This window comes from Paracoccus shanxieyensis (assembly GCF_009711265.1).
Lineage (GTDB): Bacteria > Pseudomonadota > Alphaproteobacteria > Rhodobacterales > Rhodobacteraceae > Paracoccus > Paracoccus shanxieyensis.
The window spans coordinates 236,765-258,444 of sequence record NZ_WMII01000004.1 but is presented as its reverse complement, the minus strand read 5'-3'; the positions used below and the strand labels follow the sequence as shown (position 1 = coordinate 258,444).

22 protein-coding genes, 1 tRNA gene, 1 pseudogene and 1 riboswitch are annotated in these 21,680 nt (G+C 65.3%); of the genes and pseudogenes, 11 read left to right on the top strand and 13 right to left on the bottom strand.

The window, feature by feature from the left end; translation table 11 throughout:
• Positions 1 to 17: 17 nt before the first annotated feature.
• Positions 18 to 269, bottom strand: coding sequence for a BolA family protein (locus tag GL284_RS06415; RefSeq protein ID WP_155043764.1), 252 nt, complete (start codon positions 267 to 269; stop codon positions 18 to 20).
• 68 nt (positions 270 to 337) lie between these two features.
• Between GL284_RS06415 and GL284_RS06410 the strand changes: the two genes are divergently transcribed.
• A complete protein-coding gene (locus GL284_RS06410; RefSeq protein WP_155043763.1) occupies positions 338 to 964 on the top strand; it encodes a J domain-containing protein in 627 nt (208 codons plus the stop codon).
• Positions 965 to 1,100: 136 nt separating this feature from the next.
• On the opposite strand, the gene metK is transcribed toward GL284_RS06410, so the two are convergent.
• From metK to GL284_RS06395, 3 genes and pseudogenes are all read right to left on the bottom strand, one after another.
• On the bottom strand, positions 1,101 to 2,267 hold the full coding sequence (gene metK, locus GL284_RS06405) for a methionine adenosyltransferase (RefSeq protein WP_155043762.1): 1,167 nt from the start codon (positions 2,265 to 2,267) through the stop codon (positions 1,101 to 1,103).
• 8 nt (positions 2,268 to 2,275) lie between these two features.
• Positions 2,276 to 2,323, bottom strand: a riboswitch (SAM-SAH riboswitch).
• Positions 2,324 to 2,338: 15 nt separating this feature from the next.
• Positions 2,339 to 3,859, bottom strand: coding sequence for an apolipoprotein N-acyltransferase (gene lnt, locus GL284_RS06400; RefSeq protein WP_155043761.1), 1,521 nt, complete (start codon positions 3,857 to 3,859; stop codon positions 2,339 to 2,341).
• Positions 3,860 to 4,374: 515 nt separating this feature from the next.
• A pseudogene (locus GL284_RS06395) lies at positions 4,375 to 6,036 on the bottom strand (DEAD/DEAH box helicase); the annotation flags it as partial.
• A 256-nt stretch (positions 6,037 to 6,292) separates the two neighbouring features.
• Between GL284_RS06395 and argS the strand changes: the two are divergent.
• The 6 genes from argS (at position 6,293) to GL284_RS06365 (ending at position 12,092) form a co-directional block, all read left to right on the top strand.
• Positions 6,293 to 8,038, top strand: coding sequence for an arginine--tRNA ligase (argS, locus tag GL284_RS06390; RefSeq protein WP_155043759.1), 1,746 nt, complete (start codon positions 6,293 to 6,295; stop codon positions 8,036 to 8,038).
• A 74-nt stretch (positions 8,039 to 8,112) separates the two neighbouring features.
• A complete protein-coding gene (locus tag GL284_RS06385) occupies positions 8,113 to 9,318 on the top strand; it encodes an SPOR domain-containing protein (RefSeq protein ID WP_155043758.1) in 1,206 nt (401 codons plus the stop codon).
• Positions 9,319 to 10,302: a glycoside hydrolase family 3 N-terminal domain-containing protein gene (locus tag GL284_RS06380; RefSeq protein ID WP_341870286.1), complete on the top strand. Its 984-nt coding sequence runs from the start codon at positions 9,319 to 9,321 to the stop codon at positions 10,300 to 10,302. It abuts the gene before it with no gap.
• Positions 10,303 to 10,401: 99 nt separating this feature from the next.
• Positions 10,402 to 11,226 carry a segregation and condensation protein A gene (locus GL284_RS06375; protein ID WP_155043757.1) on the top strand — a complete coding sequence of 275 codons (825 nt, stop codon included), beginning with the start codon at positions 10,402 to 10,404 and terminating at the stop codon, positions 11,224 to 11,226.
• A complete protein-coding gene (gene scpB / locus GL284_RS06370) occupies positions 11,223 to 11,882 on the top strand; it encodes an SMC-Scp complex subunit ScpB (protein ID WP_155043756.1) in 660 nt (219 codons plus the stop codon). The genes GL284_RS06375 and scpB overlap by 4 nt, the downstream gene beginning before the upstream one ends.
• A gap of 9 nt (positions 11,883 to 11,891) precedes the next feature.
• Positions 11,892 to 12,092, top strand: a complete 201-nt coding sequence (locus tag GL284_RS06365) for a hypothetical protein (RefSeq protein WP_155043755.1) — start codon at positions 11,892 to 11,894, stop codon at positions 12,090 to 12,092.
• Here the strand turns inward: GL284_RS06365 and GL284_RS06360 are convergent.
• The 4 genes from GL284_RS06360 to ihfA all read right to left on the bottom strand — a co-directional run bounded on the left by GL284_RS06360 (position 12,089) and on the right by ihfA (position 14,335).
• Positions 12,089 to 13,153, bottom strand: coding sequence for a 2'-deoxycytidine 5'-triphosphate deaminase (locus GL284_RS06360; protein ID WP_155043754.1), 1,065 nt, complete (start codon positions 13,151 to 13,153; stop codon positions 12,089 to 12,091). The genes GL284_RS06365 and GL284_RS06360 overlap by 4 nt on opposite strands.
• A 58-nt stretch (positions 13,154 to 13,211) precedes the next feature.
• Positions 13,212 to 13,289: transfer RNA gene (locus tag GL284_RS06355), tRNA-Pro, on the bottom strand.
• A gap of 123 nt (positions 13,290 to 13,412) precedes the next feature.
• Positions 13,413 to 14,027 (bottom strand): MerR family transcriptional regulator, encoded by a 615-nt coding sequence (locus GL284_RS06350; protein ID WP_155043753.1) that lies wholly within the window; start codon positions 14,025 to 14,027, stop codon positions 13,413 to 13,415.
• The gene (ihfA, locus tag GL284_RS06345) at positions 14,027 to 14,335 is read right to left on the bottom strand and encodes an integration host factor subunit alpha (protein ID WP_155043752.1); all 309 of its coding nucleotides are present in this window, start codon (positions 14,333 to 14,335) and stop codon (positions 14,027 to 14,029) included. Before ihfA ends, GL284_RS06350 begins: the two co-directional genes overlap by 1 nt.
• A gap of 190 nt (positions 14,336 to 14,525) precedes the next feature.
• Between ihfA and GL284_RS06340 the strand changes: the two genes are divergently transcribed.
• Positions 14,526 to 14,801 carry a DksA/TraR family C4-type zinc finger protein gene (locus tag GL284_RS06340; RefSeq protein WP_155043751.1) on the top strand — a complete coding sequence of 92 codons (276 nt, stop codon included), beginning with the start codon at positions 14,526 to 14,528 and terminating at the stop codon, positions 14,799 to 14,801.
• On the opposite strand, the gene GL284_RS06335 is transcribed toward GL284_RS06340, so the two are convergent.
• The 4 genes from GL284_RS06335 to GL284_RS06320 form a co-directional block, all read right to left on the bottom strand.
• On the bottom strand, positions 14,802 to 15,773 hold the full coding sequence (locus GL284_RS06335) for a beta-ketoacyl-ACP synthase III (RefSeq protein ID WP_155043750.1): 972 nt from the start codon (positions 15,771 to 15,773) through the stop codon (positions 14,802 to 14,804). It abuts the gene before it with no gap.
• Positions 15,773 to 16,882 carry a phosphate acyltransferase PlsX gene (gene plsX / locus GL284_RS06330; protein WP_155043749.1) on the bottom strand — a complete coding sequence of 370 codons (1,110 nt, stop codon included), beginning with the start codon at positions 16,880 to 16,882 and terminating at the stop codon, positions 15,773 to 15,775. Before plsX ends, GL284_RS06335 begins: the two co-directional genes overlap by 1 nt.
• 17 nt (positions 16,883 to 16,899) lie before the next feature.
• Entirely contained in the window at positions 16,900 to 17,106 is a 207-nt protein-coding gene (rpmF, locus tag GL284_RS06325) for a 50S ribosomal protein L32 (protein WP_142662950.1), read from the bottom strand.
• Between the two features lie 256 nt (positions 17,107 to 17,362).
• Entirely contained in the window at positions 17,363 to 18,181 is an 819-nt protein-coding gene (locus GL284_RS06320; RefSeq protein WP_155043748.1) for a sulfotransferase family protein, read from the bottom strand.
• A 137-nt stretch (positions 18,182 to 18,318) separates the two neighbouring features.
• Between GL284_RS06320 and GL284_RS06315 the strand changes: the two genes are divergently transcribed.
• Positions 18,319 to 19,896 carry a DUF5928 domain-containing protein gene (locus tag GL284_RS06315; protein ID WP_155043747.1) on the top strand — a complete coding sequence of 526 codons (1,578 nt, stop codon included), beginning with the start codon at positions 18,319 to 18,321 and terminating at the stop codon, positions 19,894 to 19,896.
• Positions 19,897 to 19,907: 11 nt separating this feature from the next.
• Positions 19,908 to 20,282 (top strand): histidine triad nucleotide-binding protein, encoded by a 375-nt coding sequence (locus GL284_RS06310; protein ID WP_155043746.1) that lies wholly within the window; start codon positions 19,908 to 19,910, stop codon positions 20,280 to 20,282.
• A gap of 35 nt (positions 20,283 to 20,317) precedes the next feature.
• Here the strand turns inward: GL284_RS06310 and GL284_RS06305 are convergent, their stop codons facing one another.
• Positions 20,318 to 21,262 (bottom strand): ABC transporter ATP-binding protein, encoded by a 945-nt coding sequence (locus GL284_RS06305; protein WP_155043745.1) that lies wholly within the window; start codon positions 21,260 to 21,262, stop codon positions 20,318 to 20,320.
• Positions 21,263 to 21,331: 69 nt separating this feature from the next.
• On the opposite strand from GL284_RS06305, the gene GL284_RS06300 reads away from it, so the two are divergent.
• On the top strand, positions 21,332 to 21,520 hold the full coding sequence (locus GL284_RS06300; protein ID WP_155043744.1) for a zinc-finger domain-containing protein: 189 nt from the start codon (positions 21,332 to 21,334) through the stop codon (positions 21,518 to 21,520).
• The last annotated feature ends 160 nt before the right edge of the window (positions 21,521 to 21,680 follow it).

Sequence of the window (21,680 nt, the reverse complement as noted above, 5' to 3'; positions counted from 1 at the left end):
CTGGGTGCGCTAACGGTCTAGCTTTCGGCCAGCTCAAGCGCCAAAGCGTGAATTCTGGGCACGATATCGCCCAAGGTGCGATGCACCAGCCGATGCCGGGCAATCAGGCTGAGCCCGGCAAACTGGGCGCTGGCCATGCGGATGCGGAAATGGCTTTCGCCGCCTTCCGGCGCCCCTGCATGGCCGCGATGCTGGTGGCTTTCGTCGATCACCTCAAGCCTCGTCGGATGCAGCGTGGCAAGCCGGTCGCGCATCTGGTCCTTAATCATCTGAATGCCCCTTTCATGTCCCGCGAAATAGCTTAGACTGCGTGTCCCGATCAGGACAAGGCAGGCAGATGAGCAATAGCGACCCGTTCGGATTCGATATTTCGGCAGCGTCCGACAAGAAGCGTCGATCGAAAGGACGGCGCGGCATGTCCGGCGCGTTCGAGACCTCGACCCGCCGCTGTGACAAACCCGGCTGCCAAGAGCCGGGACAATATCGCGCGCCGAAATCGCCAAGGAATCTCGACGACTATTACTGGTTCTGCAAGGACCATGTGCGCGAATACAATTTGAACTGGAACTATTTCCAGGGGCAGTCCGAAGCAGAGTTTCAGGAATTTCTGGACAATGCCACGGTCTGGGAACGCCCGACCAAACCTTTCGGAAAGGCGGCGCAGGAAGACAAATGGGCCCGCCACGGCGTCAGCGACCCGCTGGAGATCCTTGGCGCCAATGGCACCAATCCCGAGGTGCGCCGGACCGCCACGCGCAAACTGCCGCCGACCGAACGCAAGGCGCTGGAAATCCTTGAGGCGAAGGACAGCTGGACCCGCGCAGAAATCCGCAAGCAATACAAATCCTTGGTGAAAGATCTTCATCCGGATATGAACGGTGGGGACCGGTCTGACGAAGACCGCCTGCAGGAAGTCGTCTGGGCCTGGGATCAGGTCAAGGACAGCCGCAGCTTCAAGGATTAAGGGTGGGGGCTTTGCCCCCGCGCGTTCCGCGCTCCCCCAGAGTATTTCAGGAACAGAGAAGCGCGGCGTCAGCGCATCTTCGTTCTGCAAATACTCCGCGGGGGTCCGGGGGCGCGAAGCCCCCGGTGTCGTGACATCACAGCTCGCGCTTCAGGGCGTCGGCAAGGTCGGTGCGTTCCCACGAAAAACCGCCATCGGCTTCGGGCGCGCGGCCGAAATGCCCATAGGCGGCCGTGCGGCGATAGATCGGGCGGCACAGGTCCAGATGCTCGCGGATGCCGCGCGGGGTCAGATCCATCGCGCGCGAGATGGCGTGTTCGATCTGTGCCTCGGGAATTTCCGAGGTGCCGAAGGTGTCGGCATAGATCGACAGCGGTTTGGCCACGCCGATCGCATAGGACAGCTGGATCACGCAGCGTTTTGCCAGACCTGCCGCGACGACGTTCTTGGCCAGATAGCGCGCGGCATAGGCGGCCGAGCGGTCCACCTTGGTCGGATCCTTGCCGGAAAACGCGCCGCCGCCATGCGGGGCCGCGCCGCCATAGGTATCGACGATGATCTTGCGCCCGGTCAGGCCGGCATCGCCATCAGGGCCGCCGATCACGAACGTGCCGGTCGGGTTCACCCACCATTCGGTCTTTTCGGTCAGCCAGTCCGCAGGCAGCACGTCGCGGATATAGGGCTCGACGATGGCGCGGATGTCGTCCGAGCTTTGCGATTCGTCCTTGTGCTGATGCGACAGCACAAGGCTTGTCACCTCGACCGGCCTGCCGTTTTCATAGCGCAGCGACAGTTGCGATTTCGCGTCCGGGCCCAGCATCGGCTCGGCGCCGGATTTGCGCGCTTCGGCCAGACGGCGCAGGATCGCGTGGGAATACTGGATTGGCGCCGGCATCAGCTCGGGCGTCTCGTCGATGGCATAGCCGAACATGATGCCCTGATCGCCCGCGCCGTCGCGGTCGACGCCCTGGCTGATATGGGCCGATTGTTCGTGCAGGTAGTTGTGGACGTGGCAGGTATTCCAATGGAACTTTTCCTGCTCATAGCCGATGTCATGGATTGTATCGCGCGCGATCTGCGTCACGCGACCCATATACTCGCCCAGCTTCTTCTGATCGGTCAGGCCGATTTCGCCGCCGATCACCACGGTGCCGGTGGTGGCGAAGGTTTCGCAGGCGACGCGGGCCATCGGATCTTCGGCCAGCAGCGCATCCAGCACCGCGTCAGAGATCTGGTCGCAAAGTTTGTCGGGATGCCCCTCGGAGACCGATTCCGAAGTGAACACATAGTTCTGTCTGGCCATGGGTGAAATGCTCCGTTGAATTACGCCGTCACGCCAGGAAGCCGTTGTGACGGTCAAGGGTCAGCGATAGATCACGCCTTTGCCTGCGTCAACCTGCGGCGGAAAATAGCCAGTATGACCAGTGCGCAAGCCAGGATCAGGGCCGGCCAGTCGCGCCATGTCGCCCAAGGCGTCGGAGGCAGCGCGCCGGGCAGGCGGGCGTCGATGCGGCCTTCGCGGTTCAGGTCCAGTTCGGCCCGGATCTGTCCCCGCGCGTCGATCACCGCCGAGATCCCGGTATTGGCCGCCCGCATCAGCGGCAGGCCGGATTCGATGGCGCGCAGCCGCGCCTGCGCCAGATGCTGCCATGGCCCCGAGATCTGTCCGAACCAGCCGTCATTCGTGACCTGCAGCAGCCATTGCGGCCGGTTTGCCCCGGTGATCAGGTGCTGGGGAAACACCGCCTCATAGCAGATCAGCGGCTGCATGGGCGGCAGGGTTTCCAGTTGCATCACCTGAGGGCCGGGGCCGGGGGAATAGCCGAAGCCGTGCTGGGCGGCAAAGGCGCGGATGCCGAACCGCGCCATGACATCGCCCCATGGCGTGTATTCTCCGAAGGGGACAAGGTGGAACTTGTCATAGACCGGGCCGATGCCCTTGGCGGAAAACTCGGTCAGGCTGTTGTAATACCGCTCGCCCCAGGCGCGCTGGATGCCAAGGATCACCGGCGCGCCCGCATAGGCCGCGATGTCCTGCGGCGCGGTGCCCGACTGGTCCAGCAGGAAATTCACCGCCGTTTCCGGCCAGATCACCGCATCGGGCGCAGGCTGGCCGGGATCGCGTGCGGCCGAGAGATCCAGCAGGCGGCGAAAGAACACCTCGGACCAATAGGGGTCCCATTTCAACGCCTGCGTGGCGTTGGGCTGGATCAGCCGGATGTGCTGGTCGGTATCGGCGGGCAGCGGCTGGGACAGCCGGGCCATGCCAAAACTCCATGCCGTGCCGATCAGCAGAACGGAAAGCACCGCGCCGCCGGTCGTGCCGCGGCCATTCTGCCGGAAGGTCAGGGGCAGGCTTGCGGCCAGCATGGTCAGCGTCGAAAGGCCGAGTGCCCCAAAGACCGAGGCCGTCTGTCCGGCGGGCGTCGAGATCCAGATATGGCCGGTCAGCGCCCAGGGCAGGCCGGTAAAGATCCAGCCGCGCAGCCAGTCCGACAGCACGATCAGCCCGGCAAAGGCCAGCGCCGCGCGGTTCATGCCGGGGGCAAGGCGCGCTGCCAGCCAGCCGGGCAGGGTCCAGAACAGCGCCCCGCCCGCTGCCATCAGGATCAGCGCGAAGGGGGCCATCCAGCCATAGACATCGGCCTCGACCAGAAACGGCTCGACGATCCACGACATGGCAAGGGCGAAATGGCCGAAACCTGCGGCAAAGGCGTGCCACGCCGCCCGGCGCGCCGTGGCCGAGGCGGAGATGCGCCAGCACAGCAGCCCCATGGCGATCACGGTCAGGAACCACAGGTTCCACGGCGCCTGACCCAAGGCAGCCATCAGGCCGATGCCAAGATCGACAACCAACGACGCCAGCGAGGGGCGGCCTCGCTGGCGTGCAGTCATGGTGCGGTCTTTCGCAGGGGCCGTCATGGCCGGGATCAGGCCTCGCTGGGCGTTTCGTCGGTATGCGGCTGGGCCACGGCTGGCGCGGTCTGCTCAGCGGTGTCGGCCTTTTTCTTGCGCGGGGCCCGAGGCTTGGCAGGCTTCTTTGCAGGCGTTTCGACGGTCTCGGCGGCATCGAGGGCAGGCTCGGCCTTGGGCTTGGCTGTGCGGGTGCGGCGCTTGGGCTTGGCCGGGGTCGCCTCGGCCTCGGCTTCGGTTGCCGCGGGGGCTTCCGGTGTGGCGGCTTCGGCCTCGGTCAAGGTCTGCACCGGCTCTGCCGCCTTGCCACGCGGCTTGCGCGGGGCGCGGGGTTTGCGCGCGGGCTTGGCCGGGGCCTCGGAGGCTTCGGGGGCGGCTTCTGCGACTTCGATTGCCGGGCTTGCCTCTTGCGGCTGGGCCGGGGTCTCGATGGTCTGGACCGGAGCTTTGGCCGGGATTTCGGCGGCGACGGGCTTTGCGGCGACCGGCGCTGCAGGGGCCGCCGTTGCTTCGGTTGCCGGCAGATCGGGGGCGTCGTCCGACAATGCGCCTTCGACCAGACCCGGACGGAAGATCCGCGTCATGAATTCGGGGACGTGATCGCCCATGCCCATGACGGAATTGCGATCGCTGCGGCGATCATCGCGACGGTCATGCCGATCATCGCGGCGGTTGTCGTCGCGCCGGTTGTCATCGCGGCGGCTGCGATGGTCGTGACCGCGCGTATCATTGCCCCGGTTGTCATTCCCACGATTGTCATGGGAACGGCTTTCCGGCACGCGGGCTTCGGGCGCACGGCTTTCCGCAGCACGAGTTTCGGGACGGGCTTCTGCGGCGCGCGGCTCGGCGCGGCGGGCATCCTCGCGCGGGGCCTCTGGCGAGGCGGCGCGCTGTTCGCTGTCATCGCGGCGACCACGGCGGTCGCGATCGCGGTCCCTGTCGCGCCCGCCGCGGCGGCCGTTTTCGCGCGGCGCGCGCGGCGCGTCCTGTGCGGCGGCAGACAGCGAGAAGCCCTCTGGCACGTCGGCACGGGGCAGGGTCTGCTTCACCAGCGCCTCGATGGCGGTCAGATATTTCTCATCCGCCGGGGTCGAGATCGAGATGGCGGTGCCCAGACGACCGGCACGGCCGGTGCGGCCGATGCGGTGGACGTAATCCTCGGCATGGCTGGGCAGGTCATAGTTGAAGACATAGCCGACCGAGGGAATGTCCAGCCCGCGCGCCGCCACATCCGAGGCGACAAGGATCTGCAGCTTGCCTTCGCGGAATTCGTCCAGCGTGGCCATGCGGTGCCGCTGGTCCAGATCGCCATGGATCGGGGCGGCGTTGAAACCGTGCGATTTCAGCGATTTCGCGACGATATCCACATCGGTCTTGCGGTTGCAGAAGATGATGGCGTTCTTCATCGCCTCACCCTCGGCACGGATCAGGGCGCGCAGCAGCTCACGCTTCTGTTTGGCCGACTGGTCGCGGCGGGTGGGCGCGATCTCGACCAGTTTCTGCGTGATGGTTTCCGAGGTGGTGGCCTGACGCGCCACCTCGACCCGTTCGGGGGCGTGCAGGAAGGTGTCGGTGATGCGTTCGATTTCCGGCGCCATGGTGGCCGAAAAGAACAGCGTCTGCCGGGTAAAGGGCGTCAGCTGGAAGATCCGCTCGATATCGGGGATGAAGCCCATGTCCAGCATCCGGTCGGCTTCGTCCACGACCATGATCTGCACGCCGTTGAGCAGCAGCTTGCCGCGTTCGAAATGGTCCAGCAGGCGGCCCGGCGTCGCAATCAGCACGTCGACGCCTCGGTCGATCAGCTTGTCCTGTTCGCCGAAGCTGACGCCACCGATCAGCAGCGCCTTGGTCAGCCGGGTGTGCTTGGCGTAGACGTCGAAATTCTCGGCAACCTGCGCGGCCAGTTCGCGCGTCGGGCACAGGACCAGCGAACGCGGCATGCGCGCCCGCGCCCGGCCACGGCCCAGCAGGGTGATCATCGGCAGCGTGAAGCTGGCGGTCTTGCCGGTGCCGGTCTGGGCGATCCCCAGCACATCGCGGCCTTCCAGCGCGGGCGGAATCGCCGCAGCCTGAATCGGCGTCGGGCTTTCATAGCCTGCCTCGGCGATGGCTTGCAGAACCTTGGGGTCGAGCTTCAGATCGGAAAACTTGGTCATTCAGGGCTTTCGTGTCAAAGCGCGGCATCATCTGCCCGCGCAGTTCTTTGCGTCCTTCGCCGCCGGGGTTCGGAAACCGGGGGCAGCGTTCAGGGACGCAATACCGCACGCCCCTCGCCTTGTCTGCCGGATGCAGACGCGCTGCACCTAACCGAAAAGCTGCGCCCCGTCAATCTGATCGCGCCATATCGGGACGGGGCGCAGTTGACGGCCCCCCGCGCCAAAGGCTATCCCGCAGCGACTAAGGATGGATGCGATGAACCTCTTTTCGGATATCCGCGTGCTGGTGCTGGATGCGCTGGCGCAGATGGAACAGGCGGGCGAGCTGCCCGCGGGCCTTGATACCGCCGCCGTGACGGTCGAGCCGCCGCGCGATGCCGCGCATGGCGACATGGCCACCAATGCCGCGATGGTGCTGGCCAAACCCGCCGGAAAGAAGCCGCGCGACATCGCCGATGCGCTGGCCGCGCGCCTTGCCGCCGATCCGCGCATCACCGCCGCCGATGTGGCGGGGCCAGGCTTTCTGAACCTGCGCATCGACCCGGCCCAATGGCAGGGCGTCATCCGTGCCGCGCTGGCCGCGGGGGGCGATTACGGCCGTTCCGATCTGGGGCGGGGCATCAAGGTCAATGTGGAATTCGTCAGCGCCAACCCGACCGGGCCGATGCATGTCGGCCATACGCGCGGCGCGGTCTTTGGCGATGCGCTGTCGGCGCTCTTGGATTTCGCGGGCTATGACGTGACGCGCGAATATTACATCAACGACGGCGGCGCGCAGGTCGATGTGCTGGCGCGCTCGGCCTATGAACGCTACCGCGAGGCGAACGGGCAGGAGCCCGCGATCCGCGAGGGCCTGTATCCCGGCGATTACCTGATCCCGGTGGGCGAGGCACTGAAGGCGAAATATGGCGACAGCCTGCTGGATCAGCCCGAGGATGTCTGGCTGGCCGATATCCGCGACTTCGCCACCAGCGCGATGATGGAGGTGATCCGTCAGGATCTGGCGCTGCTGAACGTGCATATGGATGTGTTCGCCAGCGAAAAGGCGCTGTATGGCACCGGCCGGATCGAGGCCGCGATCGACCGGCTGCGCAGCATGGACCTGATCTATGAGGGCGTGCTGGAGCCGCCGAAGGGCAAGACCCCCGAAGACTGGGAGCCGCGCCAGCAGACGCTGTTCCGCTCGACCAGCCATGGCGACGATGTGGATCGTCCGGTGAAGAAATCGGATGGGGCCTGGACCTATTTCGCGCCCGACATCGCCTATCACTGGGACAAGATCGACCGGGGCTTCGACCAGCTGATCGACGTGTTCGGCGCCGATCACGGCGGCTATGTCAAGCGCATGACCGCCGCCGTCAAGGCGCTGTCGAATGGCCGCGTAGCCTTGGACGTGAAGCTGATCCAGCTGGTCAAGCTGTTCAAGAACGGCGAGCCCTTCAAGATGTCGAAGCGCGCCGGCACCTTCGTCACGCTGCGCGATGTGGTGGAACAGGCGGGGGCCGATGTGACCCGTTTCCACATGCTGACGCGCAAGAACGACGCGGCGCTGGATTTCGATTTCGACAAGGTGCTGGAACAGTCCAAGGACAACCCGGTCTGGTATGTGCAATATGCCAGCGCGCGGGTGAACTCGGTCCTGCGCAAGGCCGCCGATCTGGGCGTCGCGACCGAGGATGCCGCCTTGGCCAAGGCCGATCTGGCGCTGCTGGATCACCCGGCAGAACTGGAACTGGCGCGCAAGGTCGCCGAATGGCCGCGCACCGTGGAAATCGCCGCCCGCGCCAATGAGCCGCACCGGATCGCGTTTTTCCTGTATGATATCGCGTCGGATCTGCATTCGCTGTGGAACCGCGGCAATGACGAATTGTCGCTGCGTTTCGTGCAAGAGGGTGATTTGGCCGCAACTTCGGCAAAAATCGCGCTGGTGCGCAGCGTTGGCGTTGTCATTTCAGCCGGTCTTGGTATCTTGGGGGTGACTCCGGCCAAAGAGATGCGCTGAAAACAGCGCCCTGCCGGTGTCGAGCAGAGTAACGAGCAGACAGCAAATCCGGGCAAACCGGCAGGCAGGCAGAGATGGCAGTAGTAGATTTCCGCTCGGGCGGGTTCCAAGGCGCGCGGCCCCAACGCCACGAGCATGACTTCCCTCATGCCCATGACCCGGATGGCGCGTATCACGACCAGATGCACGATCCCGATTGGGACGAAAGCCATTATCAGGCTTATGCCGAAGGGCCGCCCGCGCCGGTATCGCTGCTGGGGCGGTTGTCGCGGCTGACGCATTATCTGGGGGCGCTGGTCTCGGTCGGGCTGATCGTGATTTTGGCGGTCTGGGGCTTCAAGCTGGTGGTGCGCGATGTGTCCGGTGTGCCGGTGATCCGCGCCGTGCAGGGCGAGGCCCGCACCGCGCCGGAAAATCCCGGCGGAGAGCTGTCGGACCGCACCGGCCTTGCCGTGAATTCGGTCGCTGCCGGCAGCCAGCCGGGGCAGGTGGATCAGGTGGCGATTGCCCCCGCCGCCGCCGGGCTGGAGCCGCAGGATGTCGCCATGGGCGTTCTGGGGGCCACGGCGCAGCAGCCGTCGCGCGCCGTCGAATTGCCGCCCGAGGATGACATCGCGCCGGTCATCGCCACGACCGATCAACAAGCCGCCGCTGCGGCTGCCGCTGCCGCCGCGCAATCCACCATCGAGCCGGATTCGGTCGAGGCCGCGATCATCAGCGATGTGCCCGCCGCCCCCGAAGCCCCGGTGAACGAGGCGCTGACCGATCTGTCGGGCCAGCAGACGCAGGATACCGCGATCAATCAGGCCCTTGCCGAGGCGCAGGCCCCGGTCGCGAATCCGGTCGCGAACCCCGCCGTGGCGCAATCCGTGCGCCCTGCGGCCCGTCCGCAGCGTGTCGCGCGTGCTTCGGCTGCGGCGCCCGCTGCCGCCGCTGCCCCTTCTGCCGCCCCAGCGGCCCCAGCCGAACGTCCGCCGGTCGTCGCCGACGCACCCGCCGCAGCGCCAGAACCTGCGGCCAAGCCTGCCTCGGGCTCGGCCATGGCGCAGATCGGCGCGTTTGACAGCGACAAGCTGGCGCGCGGCGAATGGAACCGCGTCGCGGCCAAGTTCGGCGCGGTCTTCGCGGGCAAGAACATGGTCGTGCAGGAACATGCCACCAATGGCCGCACCTTCTGGCGGCTGCGCGCGGGCGGCTTTGCCTCGAAGGACGAAGCGCGGCGCTTCTGCGCGGCGCTGATCGCGGGCGGCGTGGATTGCATCCCGGCCACGGCGAAGTAAGTGGCCGGAGCGACGATCCTTGGCGGCATCGCCGGGCCTGACCTGACCCCGGCCGAGCGGGATTTCTTCCGCGCGGCCGATCCCTGGGGCTTCATCCTGTTCGGCCGCAATATCGACACGCCCGACCGCCTGCAGCGGCTGACCGGCGATCTGCGCGAGACGCTTGGCCGCGACGCGCCGATCCTGATCGATCAGGAAGGCGGGCGCGTGCAGCGCATGCGCGCGCCGCACTGGACCGACTGGGCCGCACCGCTGGACGTGGCCGCGCGGGGCGAGCGCGCCGTCTGGCTGCATCACCTTCTGCTGGGGCAGGAATTACGCCAGATGGGCATCGACGCCGATTGTGCGCCGGTTCTGGACATCGCCCGCGACGACACGCACCCGTTTCTGCGCAACCGCTGCCTTGGCACGGATGCGGGCAGCGTGGCGCGGCTGGGCCGGGTGGCGGCGGATGCGCTGCTGGCCTCGGGCGTGCTGCCGATCATCAAGCATATGCCGGGCCATGGCCGGGCGCGCGTCGACAGCCACAAGGATCTGCCCGTGGTCGACGCGCCGCTGCAGGACCTGCTGGCCAGCGATTTCGCGCCCTTCGTCGCGCTGGCGGATCTGCCGATGGCGATGACCGCGCATATCCGCTTTACCGCGATCGACGATGCGCCCGCCACGGCTTCGGCCCCGGTGATCGCGCTGATCCGCGACACCATCGGCTTTGACGGGCTGCTGATGTCCGACGATATCGGCATGCAGGCGCTGTCGGGCAGCATGTCCCAGCGCGCGGCCTCGATCATCGCGGCGGGTTGCGATCTGGTCTTGTCCTGCAACGAAACCCCGGCCCAGATGGAGGCGATCGTCACCGCAGCCGGTGCCATGACCCCGCAGGCCGCGCGCCGTGCCGAGCGGGCGCTGGCCATGCGCTCTGCCCCCGCGCCGATGCAACTGGCCGCACTTCGCGATGAGCTGCGCGAACTTGGCGCGCTGGCCTGAGTGTTTGGCCCGAGTGTTTGGCCCGCGTGTTTGGCCTGAGCGATTGACTTGCCCCATGCCATGCCCGATTCTGTGCCGATCCCTGCGCATGGCCCGATGATGACCAAGGTTCCCTATCTGACCCCCGTTCCCGACGATGCGCCCGAACTGCCGGGCCTTGCGCCGCAAAGCGTGGCCGACCGGCAGGCGGATGAGGTGCTGGTCGTCGATGTGTCCGGCTTCGAGGGGCCGCTGGATCTGCTGCTCAGCCTGTCGCGGACGCAGAAGGTGGATCTGATGCAGGTCTCGATCCTGACGCTGGCCGATCAGTATCTGGCCTTTGTCGATCAGGCGCGGGCGCTGCGCATCGAACTGGCGGCGGATTATCTGGTCATGGCGGCATGGCTGGCCTTTCTGAAATCGCGGCTGCTGTTGCCGCCAGATCCCGAAGCCGAAGGCCCCAGCGCCGAAGACATGGCCGCGCATCTGGCCTTTCAGCTGGAACGTCTGCAGGCCATGCGCGAGGTCTCGGCGCAGCTGATGGGGCGCGACCGGCTGGGGCATCAGCGCTTTGCGCGTGGCGCGCCCGAAACCGTGGTGCGGTCGCGGCAGGTGGCGTGGCAGGCCGGGCTGATCGACCTGATGCGCGCCTATGCCCGGCTGCGCACCCGCGACGAATTCCGCCCCTTTGCCTTTGACCGCACCGATGTCTTTACCATGGAGCAGGCGTTGGAGCGCGTGCGCGGCCTGATCGGCTATGCCGGGGACTGGACGCAGCTTGCCGATTTCCTGCCCGATGGCTGGGCCGCTGATCCCCGGCGCCGCCGTTCGGCCACGGCGGCGACCTTTGCCGCGACGCTGGAACTGGCGCGGCAGGGCAAGCTGGAATTGCGCCAATCCGACACCTTCGCCCCCATTACCATCCGCAGCAGGCGTCCCGAATGACCGAACCGACCGATCCGCAGCGCTTCCCGCCGCCCGCCATGGCCGAGCAGGAGCGCATGGTCGAAGCCGTGCTGTTCGCCGCCGCCGAACCGATGAGCCTGCGCGAGATCTCGGCGCGGCTGCCCGTGGGCTGCGACGCGCCCGAGGCGTTGCAGGCGCTGCGCCGACGCTATGACGGGCGGGGGGTGCAGCTTGCGCGCGTGGGCGATGCCTGGGCGTTCCGCACGGCGGCGGATCTGTCCTTTCTGATGCAGGAACAGACCGTCGAAAGCCGCCGCCTGTCGCGCGCCGCGACCGAGACGCTGGCAATCATCGCCTATCACCAGCCCGTCACCCGCGCCGAGATCGAGGAGATCCGCGGCGTCGCCGTCAATCGCGGCACGCTGGATCAGTTGATCGAACTGGAATGGGTGCGGGTGGGCCGCAGACGGCAGACGCCGGGCCGTCCGGTGACCTTCGTGGTGACGGAAACCTTTCTGGACCATTTCTCGCTGGAAAGTGCGCGCGATCTGCCCGGACTGGCCGAACTTCGTGCGGCGGGACTGCTTGAATCCCGCCCGCCCGGAGCAGATATTCCGGGACTGTTCCCCTCGGCCCAGACCGATGAGGACGAGGGCATCACCGCCCCCGCAGAAGACCTTTTTGAGGACGATTAAGGACAGATCATGGGCATCGGCCAAGTCATCAATATGTTCATCCGCATGTTCGGCAACCGGCTGATGAACAAGGGGATCAGCAAGTCCATCCGGACGATGAACCAGACCGGCGGCAAACAGACCGCGCAGCAGAGAAGCCGCGAAAAGGCCACGCGGCAGGCAGTGAAGCGCGCCCGTCAGGCCGCGCGCATCACCAAGCGTCTGCGCTAGACGAACTGCTTGGCCAGTTTCAGGCCCTGACCCTGATAATTCGAGGCGATGCCCGTGCCGTAAAGCTGCGCGGGCCGCTGGGCCATCCGCTCATAGATCAGCCGCCCGACCACCTGCCCGTGTTCCAGCGCGAAGGGGGCTTCGTGGCAGCGCACCTCCAGCACGCCGCGCGCGCCGTGGCCCTGTCCATGCCCGAAACCGGGATCGAAAAATCCCGCATAATGCACACGGAATTCGCCGACCATCGCCAGATAGGGCGCCATCTCGGCGGCGTAATCGGGCGGGATCGCCACCGATTCGCGGCTGACCAGAATATAGAACGCGCCGGGATCCAGAATCAGCTGGCCATCGCTGGTGCGCAGCTCATCCCAGAAATCCGCCGCCCGGTAGGCGCCGATGCGGTCCAGATCGATCACCCCGCTATGGGGGCGGGCGCGATAGCCGACCAGATCGCCGCTTTTGGGTCGCAGATCGACGGAAAAGCCCAAGCCGTCGTCGATCAGCGCCGCGCCCGTCACCAGCGGCTGGGCGGCATGCAGGTCGCGCAGATCGTCATCGGACAGCACCGCCTGACCCTGACGCAGCCGCAGCTGGTTCAGCCGCATGCCGGGGCGCACCAGAACCGAAAAACTGCGTGGGCAGATCTCGGCATAGATCGGGCCGTCATAGCCATCGGGCAGGCGATCGAATTCGGTCCCCTCATCCGTGACAAGCCGGGTCAGCAGATCCAGTCGCCCGGTCGAGCTTTTGGCATTGGCCACGGCATCCAGACCGGCGGGCAGGGTCAGCCGCTCCATCAGGGGCACCAGATAGACGCAGCCCTTTTCCAGCACCGCGCCGTTCGACAGATCCATGCGGTGCATCTCGAAATCGGCCAGCCGCTCGCTGACCTTGCGCCCCCGCCCGCACAGGAACGAGGCACGCAGCCGCCAGGCGGTCGTGCCTAGGCGCAAGTCAAGGCTGGCGGGCTGGATCTGGCCGGGCAGGATCGGTTGTTCGGCGCGGATGGCCCCGGTTTCGATCAGTTGCCGCAGGGCGTTGTCGGGCAGGACACCGTTCATGGGGATCTTTCAGAAAGGGGAAACGCCTGTCCCTGAAAAGGAACAGGCGTTTTCGGAATGGTCGGGCCGGAGAGATTCGAACTCTCGGCCTTCCGCCCCCCAGACGGACGCGCTAACCAGGCTGCGCCACGGCCCGACGAGGCGCATATAGAGCGAAGCGCGCGCGAAGCACAAGGGGGCGCGGGCGGAAAATCGGGGGATAATGTCGATCTTATGACGCGCGACAGCCATGGCCGCGAAATCGCGCCGGATCATGGCTCTAGCGTCGGTACAAACCACCGCGAAGGGCGGCGGATTCGGGGGGCAGCGGCTGGCCCGAGGCCTCATGCGCGCGCAACATCGCGGCAAGGCGGGTCAGGCGCAGGATCCAAGGCGCCGTTTGCGGGGCGATTTCGGGGAACAGCGGCAAAGGCTCATCCGCCGCAGGCTTGCGGCGGCGGGCCGTGGCGCGGGTCACGTCAACCCGGTCGCGGGCGGGGGGCGGCACAGCGGCCAGCGCCGTGTCTTGGGCCGTTTCGGATCCTGTTGGTTCGGGCAGGGCCAGCCGCACGGCTGCCGGAGCCCGGCGTTGAGTGTCATCCGCGGATGCGGTTTCGCCCAGTCGCTGCGCGCCGATCTGGCGCAGCCCCGCGCCGCGATCCGCGGCAATCAGCCGCTTGGCGCCGCGAATGCTCATGCCCTCTTCGCGCATGACCTGACACAGCCCGGCGATCAGCCGGACATCCTCGGGGCGGTAATAGCGGCGGCCGTCGCTGCGCTTGACCGGAGACAACTGGGTGAACTGCGTTTCCCAGTAACGCAGAACATGCGGCGCGACGCCCACCAGGCGCGACACTTCACCGATGGAGCGGAAGGCGTCGGGCGACTTGTCCATCAGCTATCGGCGTCGTTTCCGGCGGCCACGCGATCCTTCATCAGATGCGAGGGGCGGAAGGACAGCACGCGGCGGGGCGTGATCGGCACTTCCTCACCCGTCTTGGGATTGCGACCGATGCGTTCGTTCTTGTCGCGCACCGAAAACGTGCCGAAGGACGAAATTTTGACCTGTTCGCCACGCACCAGCGCGTCCGAAATATGGCCAAGCACGCTTTCGACCAGTTGCGCGGATTCATGCCGCGACAAGCCAACCTCGCGGAACACGGCCTCTGCCAGATCCATACGGGTCAGGGTGGAGTCGCTCATCTGGAAACCTCTCTATTGGCTCAAGGATGATTTTTTTGTCGCATTGTGTCAACAACCTGCGCCCGTTTCAGGTTCCGCAACAGACGGATTTTACAGCGAAGTTGCGAAGATCTGCAATCTGCGGGACGTCCGGGTATTTGACTGCCGCAAAAAGCGACCTATCTTTTCTGTTTTGCAGGGCGGGGATGACATGGCTGGCGGCTGGGCGCGCGATGACGCGGTGAACGAACAGATCGACATCTCGACACAAGAGGCGATTGCGCGGATGCGGGCGCGCAATGCCGGGCGTGGGGCTGTCGCCAGCGCCGAATTCTGCGCCGAATGCGATGAGCCGATCCCCGAGGCGCGCCGCGCCGCAATTCCCGGTGTGCAGCTTTGCGTCCATTGCCAGTCGGGGCGGGACCGCGCCTTCAAACCGGCAGGCGGGATCAACCGCCGCGCCTCGAAGGATTCGCAGCTGCGCTGATTACCAGCGCAGCACCACCGACCCCCAAGCCAGCCCGCCGCCGATGGCCTCGGCCACGACGATCTGGCCGGGCTGGAAACGGCCTTCGGAATTGGCGACCGACAGTGCCAGCGGGATCGAGGCGGCCGAGGTATTGCCGTGATCGGCAACCGTCAGCACGACCTTTTCCAGCGGCAGGTTCATGCGCTTGGCAGTCGCCTCGATGATGCGCAGATTGGCCTGATGCGGCACCAGCCAGTCGACGCCATCTTCGGGGATGCCGGCTTTTTCCAGCGCGCGATGCGCGGTCGCGGCCAGCTTTTCGACGGCATGGCGAAAGACCAGATTGCCCTGCATCCGCAGATGCCCCGCCGTGCCGGTGGTGGCAACGCCGCCATCGACATAAAGCAGGTCACGATATTTGCCGTCGCTGTTCAGGTCGGTGGCAAGAATGCCGCGATCTTCTGCCGTGCCCGCGCCTTCGGCGGCTTCCAGCACCAGCGCGCCCGCGCCGTCGCCGAACAGCACGCAGGTGCCACGGTCGGTCCAGTCCATGATGCGGGTAAAGGTCTCGGCACCGATCACCAGCATCCGGTCCGCCTGACCCGACCGGATCATCGCATCGGCATTCGACAGCGCAAAGATGAAGCCCGCGCAGACTGCCTGCACATCGAAGGCAAAGCCGCGCGTCATGCCCAGACCGGCCTGAACCATGGTTGCGACCGAGGGGAAGGTATAGTCGGGGGTCGAGGTCGCGACGATCACCGCGTCGATATCATCGGCCTGCAGCCCGGCATTCGCCAGCGCGGCCTTGGCGGCGGCGATGCCCAGATCGCTGGTGCCCTGATCGTCAGCGGCGAAATGGCGACGCTCGATCCCGGTGCGCGACCGGATCCAGGCGTCGGTGGTGTCCAGCTTGTCCTCGAACCAGCTGTTTTCCACCACGCGTTCGGGCAGGTAATGGCCGGTGCCTCGGACAATTGCGCGCCGCATCAGGACATCCCCTTGTGTTCGGTGGTCGTGGCGGCCTCGGCGGCCAAGGATTGCGCGATCCGCGCGGCCAGACGGTCGTGAAAGCCGGACTGCGCCAGCTGGAAGGCCAGTTTCAGCGCGGCCGACACGCCGGTCGCATCGGCCGAGCCATGCGACTTCACGACCGTGCCGTTCAGACCCAGAAACACCCCGCCATTGACGCGGCGCGGGTCGATGCGCTTTTGCAGCCGCTTCAGCGAGGTCATCGCCAGAAGCGCCGCGAATTTCGACATGACGGAATTGCCGAAGGCTTCCTTCAGGAAATCGCCCACCAGCTTTGCGGTGCCTTCGCCGGTCTTCAGCGCGACATTGCCGGTAAAGCCGTCGGTGACGATCACATCCACCCGGTCCGAGGGCAGATCGCTGCCTTCGACAAAGCCGATATAGTCAAAGCTGCCCGCCTCGGACATCCCGGCGATCAGCTCATGCGCCTGTTTCAGCTCGGCGCGGCCCTTGTGTTCTTCGGTGCCGACATTCAGCAAGCCCACGCGGGGGCGGGACAGGCCCAGACCGTTGCGGGCATAGGATGCCCCCATCAGCGCATAGGCCAGCAGGTCTTCGGCATCGGCGCGGATATCGGCGCCCACATCCAGCATGACGTTGAAGCCCTGCGGATTGCGCGAGGGCCACAGGCAGGCGATGGCCGGACGGTTCACGCCCGGCAGCTTGCGCAGGCGCAGCATCGACAGCGCCATCAGCGCGCCGGTATTGCCGCAGGAGACGGCAACCGTCGCCTCGCCCTGACGGACGGATTCGACGGCAGACCACATCGAGGTGCCTTCGCCCTTGCGAAGCACCTGACTGGGCTTGTCGGTCATCGAGACGACGCCCTGCGCATCGCGGATGTCGCAACGCGCAAGCAGGTCGCTGCGGCGCCCGATCAGGCGCTCAAGCTCGGGTTTCGGGCCGTGGACGATAAAGCGGATATCGGGATTTTTCTCGGCGCTTTGCGCAATCCCGCCCATGACCGCGGCAGGGCCCCGGTCTCCGCCCATGGCGTCAACAGATATCACCACGCCGCCCTTGTTTTCCGGGGCAGGCGCGTTGGTTTTGCTTTCCGCCAAAGTCATGTCCGCGGTCGGTCCGCTTAGGCCGCGTCGTCGTCCAGGTCGACTTCATTCGCCTGCGCGACCACTTCACGGTCACCATAGTGGCCGCAGGACGGGCAGACGTGGTGCGGGCGCTTCAGTTCGCCGCAGTTGGTGCATTCGTTCGGGTTGCCGGCAACCAGTGCATCATGCGAACGACGCATGTTGCGGCGGGAGCGGGTAACTCGGTTCTGAGGGACGGCCATGTCACAACCTCAAGGTTAGGGGGGCGATCCAAAGACGGCCCCGGATTCTGAATATCGGGTCTGGGGCGGGGCATAGGACAATGGAGCGTCAGCCGCAAGTCGCGAAACGGTTTAGTTGCGCATACGGGGGCGTCGGTCCGGGACTTCCCCCGCCGGTCTGATGAACGCGCGAAAATAGCGTTGTTTTCGTATTTCGCAAGGGAAATCTTCGCGCCTTGCCCGCCGTGACGCGATTGTCATGGCGGGCAGGGGGCTGTCAGCGGCCCAGCTTGGCGTGAACCTCGTTCAGGTCCACCTCGGATTTGGGCATCTTGTTGTCGGGATTGTCGAAATCGTATTTGAACAGCTGGAAATCCTTCTTGTAGATTTCCCAGACCAGATGGCGCGACAGATCGTCGAAATATTCGCTGATCTTATGGGCGCGCTTGGGGCCGTGACCTTCGGATTCGTTGAATTTGGGCACGTCGTTCACGTCCAGCTTGACCCGGGTCGGTGCGGCGTCCAGCGCCTTCTGCATCCCGTCGTTGAACTTCTCGGTAAAGAAGATCTGATCGTAACGCCCGCCATTGACGATGAAGGTCGAGATGTGACCGGCCATCGAGGACCAGTGAATGTCCGGCTCCATCGGGCGGCGCCAGCGGATGGTGTCGCGCGCAAACAGCAGGAATCGACGGAAGCTGGCGATCTGGTCGAAGTCGAAATTGTTTTCGGGGCTGCCCACGTCGATGCCGTAACGCTGGATCAGCTGCGGCACCAGATTGCCCCGGTAGCGCTTGCCGTTGCGCTGGATGCCCGCGATCTTGTCGAAGAACGACGACAGGATGCGCCCGTAGGGGTTGCGCACGCAGGTGAAGGTCAGCGACTTGTGCGCCTTGACGCTTTCCTCGATCGGGCGCTGGCTGGCCTCCTGGCTCCACTTGTGCAGACCGCTGGTGGAATCATGGATGTCGCCGTCGAAATACCGGCCATGATCGGAAAAAAACATGATCTGACCAATGGATGAGCAGGCGCATTTCGGAACGACGCGATAGACCATGCTTTCGCTTTCCGTCATCCAGGTTCCGGGAAATCCCATTCTATCATTCCTTGTTCTGGGCTAGGGCCGGGTTGTCGCCATCGCCAAAATCGTTAGAGACAGAAAGCAAATCGCCGAAAGAGATTCAACCGCGTGTAGAACGACATGGCAGCTCTTGATTACGGATTGATTACATAATGGCCCGGATTGCCTTCATTCTGCTCTGCCACAAGGACCCCAAGGGCGTCATTGCTCAGGCCAAAAGGCTGACCGCATCGGGCGATTACGTCGCCATCCATTTCGACGGCCGCGCGAATCCCAAGGATTTCGAGGCGATCCGCAGCGCCCTAGCCGATGATCCCAGCGTCGCCTTCGCGGCAAAGCGGTGGAAATGCGGCTGGGGCGAATGGTCGCTGGTCGGGGCCACATTGGAGGCGGTTCGCGTTGCGGTTGATTCGTTTCCGCTGGCGACGCATTTCTATATGCTGTCGGGCGACTGCATGCCGATCAAGTCGGCCGAATACGCCCATGCCTTTCTGGACGCCGAAGACTGCGACTACATCGAGAATTTCGATTTCCTTGAATCGGACTGGATCAAGACCGGCTTCAAGGAAGAGCGGCTGATCTATCGCCACTGGTTCAACGAACGCACGCAGTCCAAGCTGTTCTATGCCAGCTATGCATTCCAGAAGCGGTTCAAGATCACGCGGCAGATCCCGGCCGATATTCAGGTGCAGATCGGGTCGCAATGGTGGTGTCTGCGCCGCCAGTCGGTCGAGCGGGTGCTGGAGTTCTGCGATTCGCGCCCCGATGTGATGCGGTTCTTCGCGACGACATGGATCCCGGATGAGACATTCTTCCAGACCATCGTGCCCCATGTCGTGCCGCGCAAGGAAATCCGCGCCCGCACGCTGACCTATCTGGTCTTTACCGATTACGGGATGCCGGTGGTCTTTCACAACGATCAATACGATCTGCTGATCGGGCAGAATTATCTGTTCGCCCGCAAGATCTCGCCCGAAGCGATCCGGCTGCGCGAGCGGCTGGGTGCGCTTTGGGCGGCGACCGGCGTGCATTTCCCGATCTCGAACGAGGCGACGGGGCTGTTCAAGTTCCTGACGGGCCGGGGCCGGATCGGCCGGCGTTTCGCGCCGCGCTTCTGGGAAACAGATGGCAGTCTGGGGCGCGAAAACTCGCTGTGTCTGATCGTCGGCAAGAAATGGCATGTCGCCAAGCGGCTGACCCATGCGATCCGCAGCCATACCGACATTCCGGCGGTGGATTACCTGTTCAACGAAAGCGATGCGCATCTGCCCGATCTGGGCGGCGTCGAAACCACGGTCGAGAAACGCCAGCGCCACCGCCGCGCGCTGATCAAGCTGCTGTTCGAGCAATTCGAATCGAACCGGCTGGTGATCTGCCTTGATCCCTCGGCGCTGCATCTGATCCAGGATCTGATGGCGGACAAGGCCGACACCCGGATCCTCCTGATCGATTCGCATTTCGATGAGGATTACGTCCGCGGCCATATCGGGCGCGTGGGCCTTGCCGGACCCGAGACGCCGCCCGGCGTCATCGAGCGGCTGATCCCCACGGTGCGCGCCGATCTGGAACACGAGGCCGAGCGCCTGCGCGATGTGGATTTCACCAATTTCCACTCGGTCGCGCCGTGGCGCAGCCCGGATGACAACGCCGTGCAGCTTGCGAAATTTCTGGACGTGATGCCCGAGACCGCGCATGACATCGCCACCACCGACCACCTGTTCAGCGACTGACGGAGAGGCATATGCCCGCCTATGACGACCAGAACATCTTTGCCCGCATCCTGCGCGGCGAGATCCCCAACAAGACCGTGCTGGAAACCGACCATACGCTGGCCTTCGAGGATATCCGCCCGCAGGCCCCGGTGCATGTGCTGGTGATCCCCAAGGGCGCCTATGTCAGCTATGACGATTTCGCGCAGAACGCCTCGGATGCCGAGATCGTGGATTTCACCCGCGTCGTGGCGCGGCTGACGCGCGATCTGGGCGTGGGTCTGGATGTGGGGCAGGGTTTCCGCGCCATCACCAATGCCGGGCTGCATGGCGTGCAGGAAGTGCCGCATTACCATCTGCACATTCTGGGTGGCCGCGATCTGGGCCGGATGCTGGACCCGGCCTGACCGGGCCCGAGCTGAACGAACCTCTCTGAACCGGCCTAGCGCCGCGAGGTCAACTGGACGAAGACATCTTCCAGATCCGGCACCTCGACGGCGATATCGCGGATCGGCAGGTCGGCCTCGCGCAGCAGGTCGATCAGCCCGTCGGCGGTGATCCGTGAGGGGGCATAGCTGATGGCCAGTCGGCCATCGGCGCGACGTTCGGCGCGCAGGCCGTCGGGCAGGGCGGGAATGGCGCGGCTGGGTCCGGTATCGACGATCAGCGATTTGGAATCGGCTCGGCCCAGAATGGCGCTGGTATCGTCGCACAGCACCAGTTGGCCGCGGTCGATGATGGCGATGCGGTCGCACATCTGTTCGGCCTCTTCCAGATAATGCGTGGTCAGGATGATGGTCATGCCCTGTTCGTTCAGCTTGCGCACATTGCGCCACAGCATGTCGCGCAGCTGGATGTCGACGCCCGCCGTCGGTTCGTCCAGCACAAGGATCTGCGGGCGATGCACCAGGGCCTTGGCCAGCAGCAGCCGCCGCTTCATGCCACCCGACAGATGCCGGGAATAGCTGCCCGCCTGTTCAGTCAGGCCCACCAGCTCCAGCAGCTCATCCGTCCAGCGTTCGGCCTTGGGCACGCCGTAAAGCCCGGCCTGCACCTCAAGGCTGGCACGGGGGGACAGGAACGGGTCGATATTGAGTTCCTGCGGCATGACGCCGATGGCCGCGCGGGACTGGCGCGGGTTCACGTCCTGATCGAAGCCCCAGATCGTAACCTTGCCCGCCGTCTTGCGCACCAGCCCGGCCAGAATGTTGATCGTCGTCGACTTGCCCGCGCCGTTCGGACCCAGAAGCCCGAAGATCGAGCCTGCCGCGATCGAGAGATCCAGTCCCTTGAGCGCCGTCTTGGCCGGGTTGGTCCCGGCGGCGGCATAGGTCTTGGTCAGGCCCTGGATCAGGATGGCGTCTGCGGTGTCTTGGGGGGCTGGCATAGCGCCTCGGCTGTCATTATGATCGGGTCCGGTTTAACCGCGTTTGTCGTCAAAGCTCAAGGAACTGCCATGACCCTTCCGGCCCCCGAGATTCAGGTCGTCACCTCGTGGAAGGTGGCGTGCGATGGCGATGAGAGCCGTGGGCTGGGACATCCGCGCGTCTGGCTGGCGATCCCGCAGACCACGGGCGAGGTGGATTGCGGCTATTGCGACAAGCGTTTCGTGATCGACCGCGATCACGCGCATGACGATCACTGAACCGGCCGCGCGGCAGGGTCGGGGGGCGCTTTCGGCGCGGTCCTGACGCCTCCGGCGGGGGTATTTGGAAAACAAGGACGCGGATGGCCCGCCCATGTGTCAGGCTTGGCCCCCGGCTGCCATCGTGCCAGAAGGGGGCCTGATCATTGCAGCAAGGAGC

Coding starts and splice junctions, on each gene's coding strand:
- scpB (WP_155043756.1), top strand. CDS start 11,223: ATGACCGAACCGACCGATCCGCAGCGCTTCCCGCCGCCCGCCATGGCC.
- GL284_RS06350 (WP_155043753.1), bottom strand. CDS start 14,027: ATGGACAAGTCGCCCGACGCCTTCCGCTCCATCGGTGAAGTGTCGCGC.
- GL284_RS06410 (WP_155043763.1), top strand. CDS start 338: ATGAGCAATAGCGACCCGTTCGGATTCGATATTTCGGCAGCGTCCGAC.
- rpmF (WP_142662950.1), bottom strand. CDS start 17,106: ATGGCCGTCCCTCAGAACCGAGTTACCCGCTCCCGCCGCAACATGCGT.
- GL284_RS06305 (WP_155043745.1), bottom strand. CDS start 21,262: ATGCCAGCCCCCCAAGACACCGCAGACGCCATCCTGATCCAGGGCCTG.
- metK (WP_155043762.1), bottom strand. CDS start 2,267: ATGGCCAGACAGAACTATGTGTTCACTTCGGAATCGGTCTCCGAGGGG.
- plsX (WP_155043749.1), bottom strand. CDS start 16,882: ATGACTTTGGCGGAAAGCAAAACCAACGCGCCTGCCCCGGAAAACAAG.
- GL284_RS06340 (WP_155043751.1), top strand. CDS start 14,526: ATGGCTGGCGGCTGGGCGCGCGATGACGCGGTGAACGAACAGATCGAC.
- lnt (WP_155043761.1), bottom strand. CDS start 3,859: ATGACTGCACGCCAGCGAGGCCGCCCCTCGCTGGCGTCGTTGGTTGTC.
- argS (WP_155043759.1), top strand. CDS start 6,293: ATGAACCTCTTTTCGGATATCCGCGTGCTGGTGCTGGATGCGCTGGCG.
- GL284_RS06320 (WP_155043748.1), bottom strand. CDS start 18,181: ATGGGATTTCCCGGAACCTGGATGACGGAAAGCGAAAGCATGGTCTAT.
- GL284_RS06310 (WP_155043746.1), top strand. CDS start 19,908: ATGCCCGCCTATGACGACCAGAACATCTTTGCCCGCATCCTGCGCGGC.
- GL284_RS06385 (WP_155043758.1), top strand. CDS start 8,113: ATGGCAGTAGTAGATTTCCGCTCGGGCGGGTTCCAAGGCGCGCGGCCC.
- GL284_RS06375 (WP_155043757.1), top strand. CDS start 10,402: ATGACCAAGGTTCCCTATCTGACCCCCGTTCCCGACGATGCGCCCGAA.
- GL284_RS06335 (WP_155043750.1), bottom strand. CDS start 15,773: ATGCGGCGCGCAATTGTCCGAGGCACCGGCCATTACCTGCCCGAACGC.
- GL284_RS06360 (WP_155043754.1), bottom strand. CDS start 13,153: ATGAACGGTGTCCTGCCCGACAACGCCCTGCGGCAACTGATCGAAACC.
- GL284_RS06365 (WP_155043755.1), top strand. CDS start 11,892: ATGGGCATCGGCCAAGTCATCAATATGTTCATCCGCATGTTCGGCAAC.
- GL284_RS06300 (WP_155043744.1), top strand. CDS start 21,332: ATGACCCTTCCGGCCCCCGAGATTCAGGTCGTCACCTCGTGGAAGGTG.
- GL284_RS06315 (WP_155043747.1), top strand. CDS start 18,319: ATGGCCCGGATTGCCTTCATTCTGCTCTGCCACAAGGACCCCAAGGGC.
- GL284_RS06415 (WP_155043764.1), bottom strand. CDS start 269: ATGATTAAGGACCAGATGCGCGACCGGCTTGCCACGCTGCATCCGACG.
- ihfA (WP_155043752.1), bottom strand. CDS start 14,335: ATGAGCGACTCCACCCTGACCCGTATGGATCTGGCAGAGGCCGTGTTC.